The 16,845-nt window shown below is 39.9% G+C and carries 12 protein-coding genes, 1 tRNA gene and 1 pseudogene; 13 read left to right on the top strand and 1 reads right to left on the bottom strand.

What is annotated here, in order from left to right; all coding sequences use genetic code 11:
* Nucleotides 1-194: 194 nt before the first annotated feature.
* The 7 genes and pseudogenes from G602_RS0118595 (at nt 195) to G602_RS29300 (ending at nt 9,827) form a co-directional block, all read left to right on the top strand.
* Nucleotides 195-569 (top strand): metal-dependent transcriptional regulator, encoded by a 375-nt coding sequence (locus tag G602_RS0118595; RefSeq protein WP_026660320.1) that lies wholly within the window; start codon nt 195-197, stop codon nt 567-569.
* Nucleotides 559-2,079: an RsmB/NOP family class I SAM-dependent RNA methyltransferase gene (locus G602_RS0118590; RefSeq protein ID WP_026660319.1), complete on the top strand. Its 1,521-nt coding sequence runs from the start codon at nt 559-561 to the stop codon at nt 2,077-2,079. The genes G602_RS0118595 and G602_RS0118590 overlap by 11 nt, the downstream gene beginning before the upstream one ends.
* Complete coding sequence (locus tag G602_RS0118585) at nt 2,076-3,815, top strand: ABC transporter ATP-binding protein (RefSeq protein WP_026660318.1); 1,740 nt, start codon at nt 2,076-2,078, stop codon at nt 3,813-3,815. The genes G602_RS0118590 and G602_RS0118585 overlap by 4 nt, the downstream gene beginning before the upstream one ends.
* Nucleotides 3,808-5,535, top strand: coding sequence for an ABC transporter ATP-binding protein (locus tag G602_RS0118580; RefSeq protein WP_242835665.1), 1,728 nt, complete (start codon nt 3,808-3,810; stop codon nt 5,533-5,535). The genes G602_RS0118585 and G602_RS0118580 overlap by 8 nt, the downstream gene beginning before the upstream one ends.
* Nucleotides 5,536-5,589: 54 nt before the next feature.
* A pseudogene (locus G602_RS30680) lies at nt 5,590-6,390 on the top strand (tRNA lysidine(34) synthetase); the annotation flags it as partial.
* A gap of 104 nt (nt 6,391-6,494) precedes the next feature.
* On the top strand, nt 6,495-8,144 hold the full coding sequence (locus G602_RS0118570; RefSeq protein WP_026660314.1) for a putative manganese-dependent inorganic diphosphatase: 1,650 nt from the start codon (nt 6,495-6,497) through the stop codon (nt 8,142-8,144).
* 144 nt (nt 8,145-8,288) lie between these two features.
* Nucleotides 8,289-9,827 (top strand): Ig-like domain-containing protein, encoded by a 1,539-nt coding sequence (locus tag G602_RS29300; protein ID WP_049945331.1) that lies wholly within the window; start codon nt 8,289-8,291, stop codon nt 9,825-9,827.
* Between the two features lie 83 nt (nt 9,828-9,910).
* Here the strand turns inward: G602_RS29300 and G602_RS0118560 are convergent, their stop codons facing one another.
* Entirely contained in the window at nt 9,911-10,111 is a 201-nt protein-coding gene (locus G602_RS0118560; RefSeq protein WP_026660313.1) for a hypothetical protein, read from the bottom strand.
* A gap of 241 nt (nt 10,112-10,352) precedes the next feature.
* Here G602_RS0118560 and G602_RS0118555 point away from each other — a divergent pair, with 241 nt between their 5' ends.
* From G602_RS0118555 to G602_RS0118530, 6 genes are all read left to right on the top strand, one after another.
* Entirely contained in the window at nt 10,353-11,102 is a 750-nt protein-coding gene (locus tag G602_RS0118555; RefSeq protein WP_049945330.1) for an alpha/beta hydrolase family protein, read from the top strand.
* Nucleotides 11,103-11,122: 20 nt separating this feature from the next.
* Nucleotides 11,123-11,401, top strand: coding sequence for a hypothetical protein (locus tag G602_RS0118550; protein WP_026660311.1), 279 nt, complete (start codon nt 11,123-11,125; stop codon nt 11,399-11,401).
* 71 nt (nt 11,402-11,472) lie between these two features.
* Nucleotides 11,473-11,555 (top strand) — tRNA-Leu (locus G602_RS0118545).
* Between the two features lie 106 nt (nt 11,556-11,661).
* Nucleotides 11,662-12,738: an HD-GYP domain-containing protein gene (locus G602_RS0118540; protein WP_026660310.1), complete on the top strand. Its 1,077-nt coding sequence runs from the start codon at nt 11,662-11,664 to the stop codon at nt 12,736-12,738.
* A gap of 137 nt (nt 12,739-12,875) precedes the next feature.
* Nucleotides 12,876-15,368 (top strand): glycoside hydrolase family 2 protein, encoded by a 2,493-nt coding sequence (locus tag G602_RS27460; protein WP_044932737.1) that lies wholly within the window; start codon nt 12,876-12,878, stop codon nt 15,366-15,368.
* Complete coding sequence (locus G602_RS0118530) at nt 15,361-16,842, top strand: DUF6937 domain-containing protein (RefSeq protein ID WP_026660309.1); 1,482 nt, start codon at nt 15,361-15,363, stop codon at nt 16,840-16,842. Before G602_RS27460 ends, G602_RS0118530 begins: the two co-directional genes overlap by 8 nt.
* The last annotated feature ends 3 nt before the right edge of the window (nt 16,843-16,845 follow it).

The raw sequence follows: 16,845 nt of genomic DNA, 5'->3' as shown, positions 1-16,845 counted from the left end.
TCATATGATATCAATAAAATGTACCATCATGATACCACCCGGAAACAGTAACGTGCTTGTTTCCCTTACGGGAGATCAATGTACACTTACCAATATTTCTGTATTTTGAAATAATTGATAGACCTCTATGCAAAGAATATATATAATCAATTAAGTAGGAAATAACTAGTTGTATGAATTAGTAAGGAGGAGTTATGCAGGAATCAGGTGAAGATTATATTGAAACCATATACCTCTTAAAGAAGAAAAAAGGTTATGTCAGATCTATAGATGTTGCTAATGAACTCGGATTTTCAAGACCCAGTGTATCAAGGGCTGTTGGAATACTTAAGGATGACGGCTATCTTAATGTTGCTTCAGATGGAAGTCTTGAACTGACTGAAGAAGGGGTGAAGAAGGCAAAGAGCGTGTATGACAGGCATAAGAATCTTACTAAGTTTCTTATGATTACTGCCGGTGTAAGTGAAGAAACGGCTGAAAATGATGCCTGCAGAATTGAGCATATAATCAGTTCCGAGACCTTCAAAGGAATTAAAAAGTATTTAAAAGAGCATAAAGATGAGTTTTGATAAGTCATTTGAAAATAGAATTAAGGCAATACTTGGAGAAGAGTTTGATGCTTTCATGACTTCTCTTTCTACTGAAAAGATTACAGCTTTGAGAGTAAATTTGCTAAAGGCAAATACTTCTGAGCGTATTGAAAAGATAAAGACTGCCTTATCAGAAGATGGAACGGATTTTTCCTCCGAAATAAATTGGGAACAAAATGGCATTATATATGCAGGCGGTGCTCCGGGAAAGCATCCGTTACATGAAGCAGGTGCTTATTATATCCAGGAGCCAAGCGCAATGTCTCCTGTATATTATCTTGACCCAAAACCGGGTGAGAAAATACTTGATCTTTGTGCAGCACCCGGAGGAAAGAGTACTCAGATTGCTTCCAAAATGAACAACGAGGGTATTCTGGTTTCAAATGAGATTGATAAGAAAAGGGCTCAGATATTATCTCTTAATATTGAGAGATGTGGTATACGGAACGCTCTTGTTACCAATATGGAACCTTCCGGATTATCCGAAGTGTTTGAGGGATACTTTGATAAGATTCTTGTAGATGCACCTTGCTCGGGCGAAGGAATGTTCAGAAAAAATGATGAGGCTATAGATAACTGGAGCCCTGAAAATGTCAGACTTTGCTCAAGGAGACAGACAGATATATTAAAACAAGCAGTTAAGATGCTTGCTCCCGGAGGGAGACTTGTTTATTCAACCTGTACCTTTGCACCGGAAGAGGATGAATATCAGGCGGCTATGCTTTTATCCTGGGGGATGAAGCCTGTTAAGGCAGAGCTTTTCGAAGGAATGGTGAGCGGTGATATCACCAATCTTCAGAGAATACTGGATACAGGAGAAAACCTTCTCGAAACGAGGGCGGTTATAGATACTCTATCCGAAGAAACACAAGAAGAGATAAAGATTTGTTCAGGAAGGCTTTGGCCACATAGAATAAAGGGTGAAGGTCATTTCTTTGCCATATTTGAAAAAGAAGGCGATATTAGTCTTAACGCAGATCTATATGGTATCAACGGAAAAGTTCGTACGGTTAACGTAGATGATATAAAACCTTTTTCTGAATTTGCAGATGAATTTTTATCAGATATTTGCATTGTTCCAGATGAGAATGGAAAAAGAAAAAAGGCATCCTGCAGACTTGTGGGAGAACTTAAAGGTGTTCCCTTTATGTTTGGAGATCAGCTATATCTCGCGCCTGAAGGTATGCCCGGCATTGGCGGCATAACAGTTATGAGACCGGGGCTCCACCTTGGAACAATGAAGAATGGAAGATTTGAACCATCTCATTCTTTAGCACTTGCATTATCTAAAGAGAATGTTAAGCATTGCCATGAAGCAGGTTCTGTTTCAGAAGCAATGTCTTTTATTGGCGGTATGAGCTCGCGGGTACCCGGTCTTGAAAAGGGCTGGTACCTCATTACCATAGATGGTTTTAGCCTTGGATGGGCTAAGTATGCCGGAGGGATTTTAAAAAATCATTATCCGAAAGGACTTAGAATTTATACATGATTAAGCTACTGAAATATTTGAAGAAGTATTCATTGGAAGCGGTCCTGGGGCCGCTTTTCAAATTGTTGGAGGCATCCTTTGAACTTATAGTGCCTCTTGTTGTTGCTGCAATAATTGACAAGGGAATCGGCGGAAGTGATAAGCCCTATGTTATCAGAATGAGTCTGGTGCTTATTCTCCTTGCCGTTGTTGGCTATGCCTGCGCTGTGACTGCTCAGTATTTTGCAGCTAAGGCAGCTTCCTATTTTGCAGCTTCTGTTAAAAGAGACCTTTTTAAGAATATACAGAGTCTGTCATATGAGCAGATTGATACCATGGGTACCACGACACTTATAACCAGAATGACAAGTGATATAAACCAGGTACAGCAGGGCGTCAATCTTACATTAAGACTGCTCCTTAGATCTCCTTTTGTTGTGTTTGGTGCTATGGTAATGGCTTTTACCATAGATTTTCATCAGGCGCTTATTTTTCTTGTAACCATTGTGGTTTTGTCTGTTGTTGTTTTTGGAATTATGTTGTGGGGAATCCCAAGATATAAGCATATTCAGGAGCTTCTTGACGGAGTACTCGGGCTTACAAGGGAGAATCTTTCAGGTGTCAGGGTGATAAGAGCCTTTGGACTTGAAAATTCGGAAGCCGTAAATTTTAAGGAGAAAAATGAAACTCTTACAAAGCTTCAGGAATATGTAGGCAGAATATCTGCTCTTATGAATCCCATAACCTATGTGGTTTTAAATCTCGCAATTATTATTTTATTAAAAACCGGAGCGGATAAGGTTTATACAGGAGTTCTCACAACCGGAGCTGTAGTTGCTTTATACAATTACATGTCTCAGATTCTTGTGGAGCTTGTTAAGCTCGCAAATCTTATAATAAATATCACACGTTCATTTGCCTGTGGTAACAGAATTCAGACGATGCTTGAGGAAAAGGGATCAATGTCTGAAGGAAGTCTTGATGCCAGAAAAGCCGATATTAGTGCTAATGCACCTGTTGTCAGTTTTGAAAATGTATGCATGCGCTATGCAGGTGACAGTGAAGACTCTCTTGAGGGTGTATCCTTTGACGTCAGGAAAGGAGAGTCTGTTGGAATAATAGGCGGTACAGGCGCAGGAAAGACTACACTGATCAACCTGATTCCCAGATTTTATAATGCAACCGGAGGAAGCGTTAAGTACAAGGGGCATGATGTTGCTGAGTATACCACTGAATCCCTGAGAGAAGTCATAGGCGTAGTACCTCAGAAGGCAGTTCTTTTCAAAGGAACTATCCGTGATAACTTAAAATGGGGAAATGATAAAGCTTCGGATGAGGAAATTTGGGAAGCTGTAAAAACTGCGCAGGCTACAGAGGTTGTTAAGGAAAAGAAGGGCGAACTTTCTGCCGAGATTACTCAGGGCGGAAGAAATTTCTCCGGAGGACAAAAGCAGAGACTTACTATTGCCAGAGCACTGGTCAGAAGGCCGGAAGTTCTCATTCTTGATGACAGTTCCTCCGCGCTTGATAATATGACTGATAAGAATTTGAGAAAGGCTATTTCCGAGCTGGCATATAAACCGGTAACCTTCATTGTGTCTCAGAGAGCAGCTTCGGTCAGATTCTGTGATAAGATAATTGTTCTCGATGATGGCAAGGTTGACGGAATAGGTACGCATGAAGAGCTCCTTGTAAAGAGCGAGACCTATAGAGAAATATATGAGTCTCAGTTCGGAAAGGAGGCTGCAAATGCGTGAATTAAAGAGAGTATTTAAATATGCTTCCACCTACAGAATATTGATTTTCTTTTCAATTACTTTTGCGGTTGTTTCAGCACTGCTTGCACTGTATGCACCTATAATTGCAGGTAATGTTATTGACTGCATAATTGGTGAAGGTGATGTTGATTTTGTTAAGGTCAAGGCACTGCTTATCAGGATGGGGCTTGTTGTTTTGATTTCAGCACTTTGCCAGTGGTTTATGTACGGAGTTAACAACAGGATTACATTTGGTGTTGTGCGTGATGTCAGGAATGATGCTTTTGATAAGCTTAAGATTTTACCCTTTGAGTATCTGGATTCTCATCCGCAGGGAGAGGTTGTAAGTAAGATAATTGCTGATGTGGATCAGTTTGCTGACGGATTGCTTATGGGATTTACTCAGCTTTTTACAGGCATAGTTACTATTCTGGGGACACTTGCATTTATGTTCTACCTGCAGTGGCAGATAGCAGCTCTGGTTGTTATACTAACGCCTGTATCATTGTTTGTGGCAAGATTTATTGCTTCAAGATCTTACTCACTTTTTAAGGATCAGTCAGTTGCTAGAGCCGATCAGACAGCTCTTATAGATGAAATGATTGGCAATCTTAAGGTGGTTAAGGCTTTTGGGCATGAGGATGAAAACCAGATTGTGTTTGATGAAATAAATGAAAATCTTGCAAAGACAAGTCTTAAGGCTTCATTTTTCTCATCACTTACAAATCCAAGCACAAGAGTTGTAAATAATACCGTTTACGCTTTTGTGGCTCTCTTTGGAGCGTTCGTATGCATAAGCGGCAAAATGAGTGTTGGTGAACTTACAATTTTCCTAAGCTATGCTACTCAGTACACAAAGCCCTTCAATGAAATATCAGGCGTGGTAACGGAACTTCAGAATGCTCTTGCTTGTGCGAGAAGAGTATTTGATTTTATTGACGAAGAGCCTGAGACTCCTGATGTATCGGATGCTCCTGATATGGGAATCGTTAAGGGGAATATTGAACTTGAGAATGTGGAATTCTCATATGATAAGGAAAGAGAGCTTATTAAGGACTTAACTCTTTCAGTTAAGGAAGGGCAGAGAGTTGCCATTGTCGGTCCTACCGGAAGCGGCAAGACCACAATAATAAATCTCCTTATGCGTTTTTATGATGTGGATAAAGGAAGCATCAGTGTTGAAGGAAATGATATAAGAAAGCTGAGAAGAGGAGAACTGCGATCCAACTACGGAATGGTTCTTCAGGAAACATGGCTCCGAACCGGAACCGTAAAGGATAATATTACTCTAGGAAGAGCGGACTTTACCGACGAACAGATTATAGAGGCAGCAAAGAAAACACACGCTCACAGCTTTATCAAAAAGCTTCCAAATGGCTATGATACTGTAATCGGTGAGGATGGAGGAATGCTTTCACAGGGACAAAAGCAGCTTCTTTGCATTACGAGAATCATGCTTAACATTCCGCCTATGCTGATACTTGATGAAGCGACAAGCTCCATTGACACCAGAACCGAGATGAGAATCCAGAGAGCCTTCCAGAAGCTGATGGCAGGACGAACAAGCTTCATTGTTGCCCACAGATTATCAACTATAAAAGAGGCTGACAGAATCCTTGTTATGAAGGATGGCCATATAATAGAACAGGGTAACCACGAGTCGCTTCTTGCTGATGGCGGATTTTACAGTAAGCTCTACAAGAGCCAGTTTGAACACTAATGAGGTATTATGAGTAAGAAAGAACCACAAACCTTCCAGCAGAAGGTCGAACATGACTTAATTAAAAAATTCAGAAAAGAAATATGGTGCAAATTCACCAAGGCAATAAACGAGTATCAGCTTATACTTGATGGTGATGTGATCGCAGTCTGCATTTCAGGCGGCAAGGATTCCATGCTTATGGCAAAGCTTTTTCAGGAGCTTGCAAGACATGGAAAGCATAATTTCAAAGTAAAGTTCCTTGTTATGAATCCGGGCTATAATGACGAAAATTATCAGAACATCCTTCATAATGCGGAGATACTTGGTGTTCCCATAATAACCTTCGAATCTCAGATTTTTAATATAACTGATACTATAGAAGGCTCGCCCTGTTACCCCTGTGCCAGAATGAGACGAGGCTCTCTATATTCCAAGGCTCAGGAGCTTGGCTGTAACAAGATTGCCTTGGGACATCACTTTGATGACGTTATAGAGACGATTCTTATGGGAATGCTATATGGAGCACAGATGCAGACTATGATGCCTAAGCTCCATAGTACAAACTTTCCGGGTATGGAGCTTATACGCCCTATGTATCTCATTCGTGAAGAGGACATAATAAAGTGGAGAGACTACGAAGGACTTAAATTCATAGCCTGCGCCTGCAGACTGACTGAGACGCTCGCTATGGAGGAGCAACCTTCATTAACAAGTAAACGTGCTGAGGTTAAAGCTCTTATAAGAGAACTTAGAAAAACTAATCCTTATGTTGAGTCCAATATTTTCAGAAGCCCCGAAAACGTATCTCTTGCAACAGTAGTATGCTATAAGGATAAGGATGGCAAACGCCATAGCTTCCTTGAAGATTATTAATGGATTCTTATTTCGAAAATGCGTTAAAATATTATTACTTTCGCAAAATATAAAAATAAAGTACAATTAACATCACAAATATATTAAGTAACCAGGAGAGGTTCATGAAGAAAAGACCGATTTATGTTATAGGACACAAGAATCCCGACACAGATTCAATCTGCGCAGCTATCTGCTATGCTAACCTTAAGAACAGGATAGCAGGTGAGGAAGTTTGCGAGCCAAGACGCTGCGGACATATAAATGAAGAAACACAGTTTGTATTAAACAGATTTGGAATTCCTTATCCAAAATATACCAAGGATGTGAGAACTCAGGTCTGTGATATGGAGATAAGGGATCTTCAAGCAGATGATGATCATATCTCACTTAAACGTGCATGGGAGAGAATGAAGGATGAGAATGTAGTAACTCTCTGTGTCACAGAGAACGGCAAACTTACAGGTCTTATTACAACCAATGATATTATGGAGACCTGTATGGATGTTCATGATGCAACTATTCTTTCAGAAACGAAGACCTATTACGGGAACATCGTAGATACTCTGGATGGTCAGATGCTTGTTGGCGATATGGCTGAGCAGATTACATCAGGAAAAGTTCTTATTGCGACTGCATCTCCTGAGATAATGGAGGAAATTATTGAACCCGGGGATATTGTAATCTGCGGAAACAGATACGAGACACAGCTTGTTGCAATTGAAAACAAGGCAGCTTGTATTGTTGTATGCATAGAAGCTAAGGTCACCAATACAATTCAGAAGCTTGCCGAAGAGCGAGGCTGCAGAATTATCACTACGCCTTATGATACTTTTACTGTTGCAAGACTTATAAATGAGAGTGCACCTGTCGGCTCTATAATGAAGAGAGATAAACTGATCACATTCCATACAGAGGACTTCATAGAGGACATTCAGCAGACCATGGCTCAGGTAAGACATAGATATTTCCCTGTGCTTGACGAAGAAGATAATTATGTGGGTATGATTTCACGTCGTAACTTACTGGGTGCGATGAAAAAGAAGCTTATACTTGTGGATCATAATGAAAAGAGTCAGACCGTTGATGGTGCCGATAATGCTGAAATTCTTGAAATTATTGATCATCATAGGCTTGGTTCATCAATAGAAACTGCCAACCCGGTATTTTTCAGAAACCAGCCGCTTGGTTCCTCCTGTACTATAATCTATTCAATGTACAAGGAAGCGGGTATAGAGGTTGATAAGACAACAGCATCCCTTATGCTGTCAGCGATTATTTCTGACACACTTATGTACAGATCTCCTACCTGCACAGATATAGACAGAAAGGCAGGGCAGGAACTGGCTGAGATTGCTGAAATCAATGTAGAGGATTTTGCAAGAGAGATGTTCCGTGCAGGATCAAACATGGGCAGCAAAACTCCTAAGCAGATCGTCCATCAGGATTTCAAGAAATTCACAGTTGAAGATAAGACTATCGGTATCGGTCAGGTGAACTCCATGAGTGCTGAGGAGCTTGCAGAGATTAAGGAAAAGGTGCTTCCTGAGCTTGATGAGATAATGACCAGTGACGGACTGGATATGATTTTCTTTATGATGACCAATATTCTTACCGAATCCTCAATAGTAGCTTTTGAGGGCAATAAAGCAGAAAACATTATAGATGCGGGATTCCATGTTTCTGCAGGAAGTGATAACATCGCACTTCTTAAGGGCGTTGTATCAAGAAAGAAGCAGCTCCTTCCGACTATAGTTGAAGCTCTGCAGCAATAAAATATAGCCTGCTAAGAATTTCTAAAAAACGGAAGTTTACTAATTTTTAATATAATCGTTATCTTTTCTAAAAAAGTTTGCCTATTAAAATATGTTATAATACCCTCAGTAACAAAACAAAGTTTCGTTGTTGAGGGTGTTTTTATGAAATATTTTTTTGTGAGGGATAAAATAAGGTTATTGGCTGTTGCCATGACCGCAACTGTTTTGTTGAGCTTTTCCGGTTCCGGAGCTCTGATTTCCAATGCTGCAAGCAATAACACGGATGAATATCTTCCTGTTACATCTGCAATTTACGACGTTAATCCTCTTTATTCAGGTGTTATTAAACCTGAAGATATATATCGTGGACCTGAGCTTAAGGTAACTGAGCAACAGGTTGTAAAAGCAGAAAACAAAGCAACCACTACTGATGAAGCTGCTGCGCAACTGCAAACAGCATTAAAGAGCAGAAACAAGAATATCGCAATTAATTTTTCATTTGATGGTACTTCCTACAATGGCGCTTCATTGGTAACCATTGCTGATAATGTATTTACTAAAGCGCTGGAACATACTGGAAAAGGTGATGAAGGTGATTATCTGAAATGGGGCTACAGTGCCAGAGGTATGCAGGTCGCTTATAAGGTTGAGGATGGAAAGACGCTGGGTACTTTTTCCTATACAATGACCTTCTATACTTCGGCAGAACAGGAACAGTCAGTTACTTCGAAGGTTAGCCAGATATCATCGAATCTGGGACTTTCATCGAAGGGAGAATATGACAAGATCCTCTCTGTATATGAATATGTCTGCAACAATGTTAAGTACGATTATGGTACAAATCTCATGAAGTACACCTGTTATTCAGCTGCAGTAAATAACAGTGCCGTATGTCAGGGTTATGCACTTTTGATGTACAGACTCCTTAATGATGCAGGTGTAGGCTGCAGAATGGTTGCAGGTAATACCAGTAATGGGCAGCACGGCTGGAATATAGTAAAGGTTAACGGGTTATATTACAATGTTGATTCCACCTGGGATGCAGGCAAATCCAAAAGTCAGTACACATATTTTATGAAGAGTGATGCTGATTTTACCAATCACACCAGATGGGCAGAATATTCAACAAGTGCTTTCAATAATGCCTATCCCATGAGCTCATCAAGCTATGATACAGGTGATGTAGGGACTGTCGGCTCAATTAAATCTGTAACGCTTAACAGGGACAGCCTTACAATTAAAGCCGGATCAAGCGAAACTCTTACAGTAAATGTAAATCCGGCCAGGGCTAAGAGCGTACTTACCTGGACCAGCAGCAATACAGGTGTTGCAACCGTTGATTCATCGGGAAATGTACATGGTGTATCAGGTGGAACCTGCTCTGTTACTGTTGCATCACCTGATGCAAAATTCCAGGCTACCTGCTATGTCACTGTTACACAAAAACAGGCTGAAGTAGAGAAGATAAAGCTGAATAAAAAGAAGCTTAAGCTTAAAAAAGGGAAAAAATACGAGTTTGATGTAACAATTTCACCTGATAATGCTCAAAATGCATCGCTTGTATGGAAGAGCAGTAATGGAAAAGTGGCTAAGATATCCAAGAATGGTGTTGTTAAGGCTAAACGCAGAGGAAAGTGCACGATTACGGTTATGACAAAGGATGGTAAACACAGAGCAACCTGTAAGGTTACTGTCAAGTGAGGGAGAAAAGATTTAAACAACAAAAATGGACATATGCTAAAAGCATGTGTCCATTTTTGTTTCTCATGAAATGGGATAAACGTTTAGCTAACAAAAAACTTGTCAGCGATTGTTTCCATGTAAATGTCACGCTGTTCTGTAGGTACGTCGTATTCATCCATTGCCTTGGATACAGACCAATGGTTATTACCAATAGAACGAAGCATGTGTCTGATAAGAGTATAATCAATGAGCTTCTCATTTTGAACATCATTGTTTAATTCTTCAGCGAATAATGTTGACATATAAGACCCCCAAAATAAACTTAAATTCTTGGTTTTTGTACATATAGTTGATAGTTGTCCCCATCAACTACTATATATTGTATTACATATTTGGATTAATGCAACAAATTTCTTTCGAAAAAATGAATTTTATTTTTATGTTTTTTTAACCGTTTATGCATAGGCCAAAACTTGTTAATTTAATGAAATTTTGATAAAATAGTTATCGGAAAAGTGGTTCTGTAATATATGTGAGGCTGATATGCAAAAGACATATATAGTGGAGCGAGACGGGTATCACATTTCTGGGGAAATTTATTTGCCGGATGACTCAAAAGGAAGATATCCTATTGTGATCATGGCACATGGCTTCGGGGGAAGCCGTGAGGGAACAAGACCATATGCGGAAATGCTTGTTAAGGAAGGTATCGGCTGCTATATCTTTGATTTTTGTGGCGGCGGACTGGCATCAAAAAGTGATGGTAAGATGACAGAGATGTCTGTCTTAACTGAGAGCGAAGATATCGAAGCCGTCGTTGAGAATATCAGGAAGGCTCCGTTTGCTGACAGAAAAAATATCTTTCTTATGGGTGAGAGCCAGGGCGGCGTAGCTTCAACAATTGCTGCAGCACAATCTCCTAAGGAAATCAGGGCGATGGTGCTTTTGTATCCTGCATACATCCTTTTTGATGATGCAAAAAGGAAATATCCAAAAAAAGAAATGATTGAAGAATCGACAACTGTTTTCGGACTTCCGGTAGGGAGAAAGTATTATGAAGATGCTTTTTCTCTTGATATTCATGACTGCATGGAGAAATATCACGGTAATGTGCTGATACTTCATGGCAATATTGATCAGGTTGTACCGATGTCATACAGTCTTGATGCAAGAAAAAAATTTCCTGCTGCAAAAATAATACAAATTACTGATGCAGGGCATGTTTTTTATGGTAAAGAGGCTGTTAAAGCAGGCAAAGAAATGATATCATTTATACAAGAAAACGTGGACTGATCCACAAAAGGGGGCATATTATGTGTAGCTTATTCGGAAATAAATTTCAGGACATAGATGTAGACGATATTAAGCAGAGCGCTGAGAAGGTGCTTTCATTTACAGGGAATAAGGCTAAAAATGCCTATTGCTTCGCTTCGGATCGCTTTGATCATCTCGACAATGATAAGAAAAATATGATAATCATCGGGCTTTCTGTTTTTGCCTGTGTAGTAGTTGTTGCGGGCATATTCTATCTTATTGGGAAAAAGGCAGGAAGAAAAGAAGTATCTTTCGAATATGAGGAATGGGATAGCTAAAAACATATTTAATGCTTGAATATCCATTTTTGATATGTTAACATATGTGAGTCGCAGATTTTTGCAGATAGGCCGGCGTGTCGGAATGGCAGACGATGCAGACTCAAAATCTGTTGTCCTCACGGGCGTGTGGGTTCAAGTCCCACCGCCGGCACGATATTAATCCTGACATTCAAGCATTAACGTGTTTGATTGCCGGGATTTTTTGTTTGTTGCAGTTCTTTTACTTTGACATGTTTCAATAAAAAAGGATTGAAATTATGAAGCTTATTTCTGTTGATGAAATACAGCAAGGAATGGTACTTGCGCAAAATGTTTATACGCTTGATGATCAGCTTGTGCTTCCCAAAGGAACTATGCTGGATCCGAAGGCTATAAGAAGACTTCATAATTACAACATTTTCAACGTTTTCATAAATGATGATGATGCCAAAGAAAAGACTATAAAAAGCTCCAAGAAAGAGTCTTTTGGAAAAAGACTGAAGGAATCCAGGGAATTTCAGGATTTCAAGAGAGCGCTTGAAAAAGATGCAAAGCTCCTTGAAACTGCCTTGAAAAAGACCTTCACTTCTGATGAAGCTATTAAATCACAAAGTCTTGCAGCACCTGTTCTGTCGCTTTTTGATCAGAATGAAACAGGCGCCGGGATAATGGATATGATTCATAATCTGCGCGGTTACGATGATGCTATCTACATGCATTCTATAAGTGTTGCCCTGATTTCCAATATGATTGCAAGATGGATGAGGAAAAGTGATGAAGAGATCAAAATGATCACGACTGCAGGTCTCGTCCATGACATCGGAAAAATTATTATTCCGCAGTCTATTCTTACTAAGACAAGTTCGCTTACACCACGCGAAAATGAGACCTTAAAAACTCATACCAGGCTTGGTTATCAGCTTTTAAAGGATAAGGATATCGACCCTCATATAAAAAATGCAGTGCTTATGCATCATGAGAGAAATGATGGCTCAGGCTATCCTTTGGGTTTAATGGGAGAAAAAATAGTTCCTGTCGCAAGAATAATTGCAGTTGCAGATATTTACGATGATCTTACATCCAAAAGAGCAAATCACGAACCGGTCAGCCCGTTTAAGGTAATAGAGGCATTTGAGGCTGATGGACTTATCAAATATGATGCTGATGTAATTCTTACTTTTCTTAATCATATAGCCAACACATTTCTGGCAAATAAAGTGCGCTTAAGCAATAATCTCGAGGGTGAGGTCATATATATCAATCCTGAGTATTTGGCGCGCCCTACTGTGAAATGCGGCGATTCTTTTATTGATCTCAGCAGAAGGAAAGACATATATATTACCGCAATAATCTAATAATGGTATTTTTGCACAAATTAAGGAAACGAAGTTTGGATGGTTCGTTTCTTGCAGTAAAACTATATAAATGATAAACTTAGCAAGTGGAAACGTAGAAAAGTATTTTGCGTTTCCGCTTTTTTGAGGAAAAATGAATGAGAAAAAGAATATATCTAAATAATGAGTGGAAATTTAAGAATGAATTTGATGAGGATATGATCCGTGCGGGGTATAGCGATACATCAATGGAACTTGTGAGAATTCCTCATACGGTAAAGCAGACACCTTTTAATTATTTTGATGACGCTATTTATCAGATGGTTAGCGGCTATCGGAGAGTATTCAAGGCAGATCAGACCTGGAAGGGGAAGAGAATTGTTCTTCATTTTGAGGGGGCTGCCCATGAAGCTATCGTTTATTTTAATGGTGAGAAGCTGGGAGTTCACTCCTGCGGTTATACTGCTTTTGAATTTGATATTACGGAACTGATTGATTTTTCCGGGGAAAATATTATTGCAGTCAGACTGGATAGCAGAGAAAGTCTTAATGTGCCGCCCTTTGGCTTTGTCGTTGACTACATGACTTACGGCGGTATTTACCGCGATGTTTATATCGAAGTAACTGACAAAACATATGTTAGTGATGTTTTTGTTTATACCGAAGTTTCTGACGTTTTCTCTGATGTAACAAAGGAAAACGAGATAACACCCAAGGCTATAGGTGCCTTTCTACACGCAAGGATAAAGCTGGCAGGAGACGTTAAGGGATGTGTCATAACTGAATCCTTAAGGCGTATTGCAGGAGAGGCTCCACAGGATTACAAGGACGAATATGCCGCGGAAAAAGAACTTAACAAGGCTCTGGCTAATTCTGAGAACAGTTTTGATTATCATACACTCCCGGTTATTTTATGGGATATTAAAAATCCTGCGCTTTACGAATTTGTTGTCAGGGTTTACAGGGATGAGAAGCTCATAGACGAAAAGAGTGAAGTATTTGGATTCAGAAATGCCGCGTTTAAGAGCAGCGGATTTTTCTTAAATGGAAGAAAACTGATTTTACGAGGGCTTAACAGACACCAGTCATATCCCTATGTTGGCTATGCGATGCCTGCTTCAATGCAGATAGAGGATGCGAGGATATTAAAAGAGGAGCTGTGCCTTAATGCGGTAAGAACCTCGCATTATCCTCAATCACAGGACTTTGTAAGTGCCTGTGACAAAATGGGTCTTCTCGTATTTACCGAAATGCCCGGCTGGCAGCACATCGGTGACGAGGCCTGGAAAAAACAGGCCATAGAAAATGAAAAAGAGATGATATATCAGTATAGAAATCATCCTTCAATTATTATGTGGGGAGTAAGAATTAACGAATCCGCAGATGACGATGATTTTTATTCAGAGACAAACAGAGTTGCACACGAGCTTGATATTTCAAGACCTACAGGCGGGGTAAGAGCTGCGACAAAAATGCATCTTTTAGAGGATGTATATACCTTAAACGACTTTTCACACAATGGAAAGACACCGGGATGCATCAAGAAAAAGCAGGCAACTCCTGATATGGATAAGGCATATCTTGTAACTGAGTACAACGGACATATGTATCCTACTAAAACCTTTGATGCAGAAGATACAAGAGTAGAACATGCTATTCGTCATATTCGTGTTATGGATGCTATTGCAGGTGAAAATGATATATCAGGCGGATTTGGATGGTGCATGTTTGATTACAACACCCATAAGGATTTCGGATCCGGCGACAGAATCTGCTACCACGGAGTTATGGATATGTTCAGGAATCCCAAGCTTGCATCCTTAAGCTATGAGATGCAGGGAGATGATCACGATGTTCTTGAGCTTTCTTCATCGATGGATATTGGTGAGCATCCGGAATGTATACGTGGTGACATATGGCTTTTCACAAATGCGGATTCCGTGAAAATGTATAAAAATGATGTATTTATAAAGGAGTATTTCCCTAAGGATACACCATATAAAAATATAAAAAGAGGCCCTATTCTCGTAGATGATTTCATTGGAGATACGCTATTTGAGAATGAGAAGTTTTCAAAGAGCTTTGCTGATAATGTAAAGCATGCATTAAATACTGCTGCCAGATACGGAATGGATAAGCTTACTGTAGGTGATAAGGTTACCGGTGCAAAAATGATGCTGCTGCACCACATGTCTGTTAAGGATATTGTGGACCTTTATCAGAAATACATAGGCGACTGGGGCGGTGAAGCAACATCCTTCAAATTTGAGGCGATTAAGGATGGCAAAGTAGTAAAGACGATTACCAAGGAAACGGTTAAAGGCATTTCACTTGAGACAGTCGTAAGCCATACAGAGCTAAATGAAGGTAAGTCCTATGATGTGGCATCCGTAAGATTCAGAGTTGTTGATCAAAATGGAAATGTACTTCCGTTTTTTGCTGAGCCTGTAAGACTTAAGCCAGAAGGCGCAGTTGAAATTATAGGACCTAAAACAATTCCTGTAAGAGGTGGAATGGCAGGTACATACGTAAGATCAAAGAGACGTCAGGGCTCAACCGGTAAGCTCATAATAAAGCTTGATGCGGCAGGAGAGAAAATAAGAAAAGAGATTAACTTTAAAATAAACGAAGAGGTAGGAAATAATGTCTGATAAATCCAAGGTTATATTCGGAAATGTAATGCCTGAAAGTGTATATCGCAAGGCTGTTAGGACAAAAGAAAAAAACATTAAGAAATTCGGTGATGATTCCAAGGCGAATTATCCCATAAAGGTTTCAAAAAATGATTATATAGGTGAAAGCCTGGGAGTCCAGAATATAGAGGTTTTACCTGAAGGTACAGCTAATATCGGAAGCATCCCTTTTGACACAAAAAACGGCATAATCGTTGGAAATATCAGAATGGGATTTGGTCATTACAGAATCAGTATGGCGATGGCATCCTGTGCAAAACATATGGGGTATACACCATACTGGATGGATTTGAATTCCTATCCTCATACAACCTGTACAAAGGTAATAAGTGCTCAGAATGAGCTTTATTCACTTGGATCAAGACTTTCCAAAAACCCGATCTTTAATAAACTTGTGTGGGAGCCTGTGAACTATGAGGGATTCAGGGCATTATCCTATAATGCCGCAGACCAGAAAAATGCTGAGCTTATGGCACCTGTATATAAAAATGTACCAAAGGATATACCTGTTATCGGTACTCATGTATGGCCTGCTCAGGCAGCTGTACATGCGGGAATGAAGTACGTTGTAAATGCGATTCCTGACAACTGGCCGATGGCGCTTCATTTTGCGGAAGGATCTGTACATACAATCCAGTGCAGAAATGCATATATGGGTTACAGAATCCTGAATGGAATGAACAAAAAGGAAGTATGCAAGCCTATGCCGCAGAAAGACCTTGTATATACAGGTCACTACATCGACCATGAGCTTGTTTCAAATATTGAAGCAGATTGTGCAGCAAGAATTGAGAGAAGAAAGAATAAAAAGCCCATGAGATTTCTGCTTACAATCGGAGGAGCAGGCGCCCAGAAGGAAATCTTTGCAGCAATAATCAAATATCTTCTTCCTAAGATCGCTGCTAAGGAAGCTGCTCTTTATGTGAATGTCGGCGACTATAAACAGGTATGGGAGGATCTGAAAAAAGAGATACCTGAAATGAATTCTCATATCTGTGAACATCTTGGAGATTTTAAGGAAACCGAGAGTTTTGCAGAAAAAGCGCTTGATCCGGGTGTGGATGTTACCGGTATTCACGGCTTTTGGCATGAGAACATTTTTGAAGCGGTTTATTGTACAAATCTTCTTATGAGAAGCTGTGACGTACTTGTTACAAAGCCAAGTGAACTTGCTTTTTATCCGGTTCCCAAGCTCTTTATAAAGAGAGTAGGTAAGCATGAGATGTGGGGAGCGATTCACTCAGCTGAAGTCGGAGACGGAACTCTTGAATGCAGAGATATCCCGCATACAATTCAGATGCTGGATCAGTTCCTTGATACTCAGCTTCTTGATGAAATGTGCGAGAACATTATCGAAAATAAGAAAACAGGCCTGTACGACGGAGCATACAAGGTAGTAGAGCTTGCTATGGGCATGAAAAAAGAGAACTAAGGA

It is taken from the genome of Butyrivibrio sp. AC2005 (assembly GCF_000424145.1).
Lineage (GTDB): Bacteria > Bacillota > Clostridia > Lachnospirales > Lachnospiraceae > Butyrivibrio.
The sequence above is the reverse complement of the archived record's forward strand: the minus strand, read 5'-3'. Positions and strand labels throughout refer to the sequence as shown.

Bases quoted from the DNA above. Each gene is read 5' to 3' on its own strand.
- G602_RS29300 (WP_049945331.1), top strand. From the start codon at position 8,289: ATGAAATATTTTTTTGTGAGGGATAAAATAAGGTTATTGGCTGTTGCC.
- G602_RS0118585 (WP_026660318.1), top strand. From the start codon at position 2,076: ATGATTAAGCTACTGAAATATTTGAAGAAGTATTCATTGGAAGCGGTC.
- G602_RS0118550 (WP_026660311.1), top strand. From the start codon at position 11,123: ATGTGTAGCTTATTCGGAAATAAATTTCAGGACATAGATGTAGACGAT.
- G602_RS0118555 (WP_049945330.1), top strand. From the start codon at position 10,353: ATGCAAAAGACATATATAGTGGAGCGAGACGGGTATCACATTTCTGGG.
- G602_RS0118595 (WP_026660320.1), top strand. From the start codon at position 195: ATGCAGGAATCAGGTGAAGATTATATTGAAACCATATACCTCTTAAAG.
- G602_RS0118560 (WP_026660313.1), bottom strand. From the start codon at position 10,111: ATGTCAACATTATTCGCTGAAGAATTAAACAATGATGTTCAAAATGAG.
- G602_RS0118590 (WP_026660319.1), top strand. From the start codon at position 559: ATGAGTTTTGATAAGTCATTTGAAAATAGAATTAAGGCAATACTTGGA.
- G602_RS27460 (WP_044932737.1), top strand. From the start codon at position 12,876: ATGAGAAAAAGAATATATCTAAATAATGAGTGGAAATTTAAGAATGAA.
- G602_RS0118580 (WP_242835665.1), top strand. From the start codon at position 3,808: ATGCGTGAATTAAAGAGAGTATTTAAATATGCTTCCACCTACAGAATA.
- G602_RS0118540 (WP_026660310.1), top strand. From the start codon at position 11,662: ATGAAGCTTATTTCTGTTGATGAAATACAGCAAGGAATGGTACTTGCG.
- G602_RS0118530 (WP_026660309.1), top strand. From the start codon at position 15,361: ATGTCTGATAAATCCAAGGTTATATTCGGAAATGTAATGCCTGAAAGT.
- G602_RS0118570 (WP_026660314.1), top strand. From the start codon at position 6,495: ATGAAGAAAAGACCGATTTATGTTATAGGACACAAGAATCCCGACACA.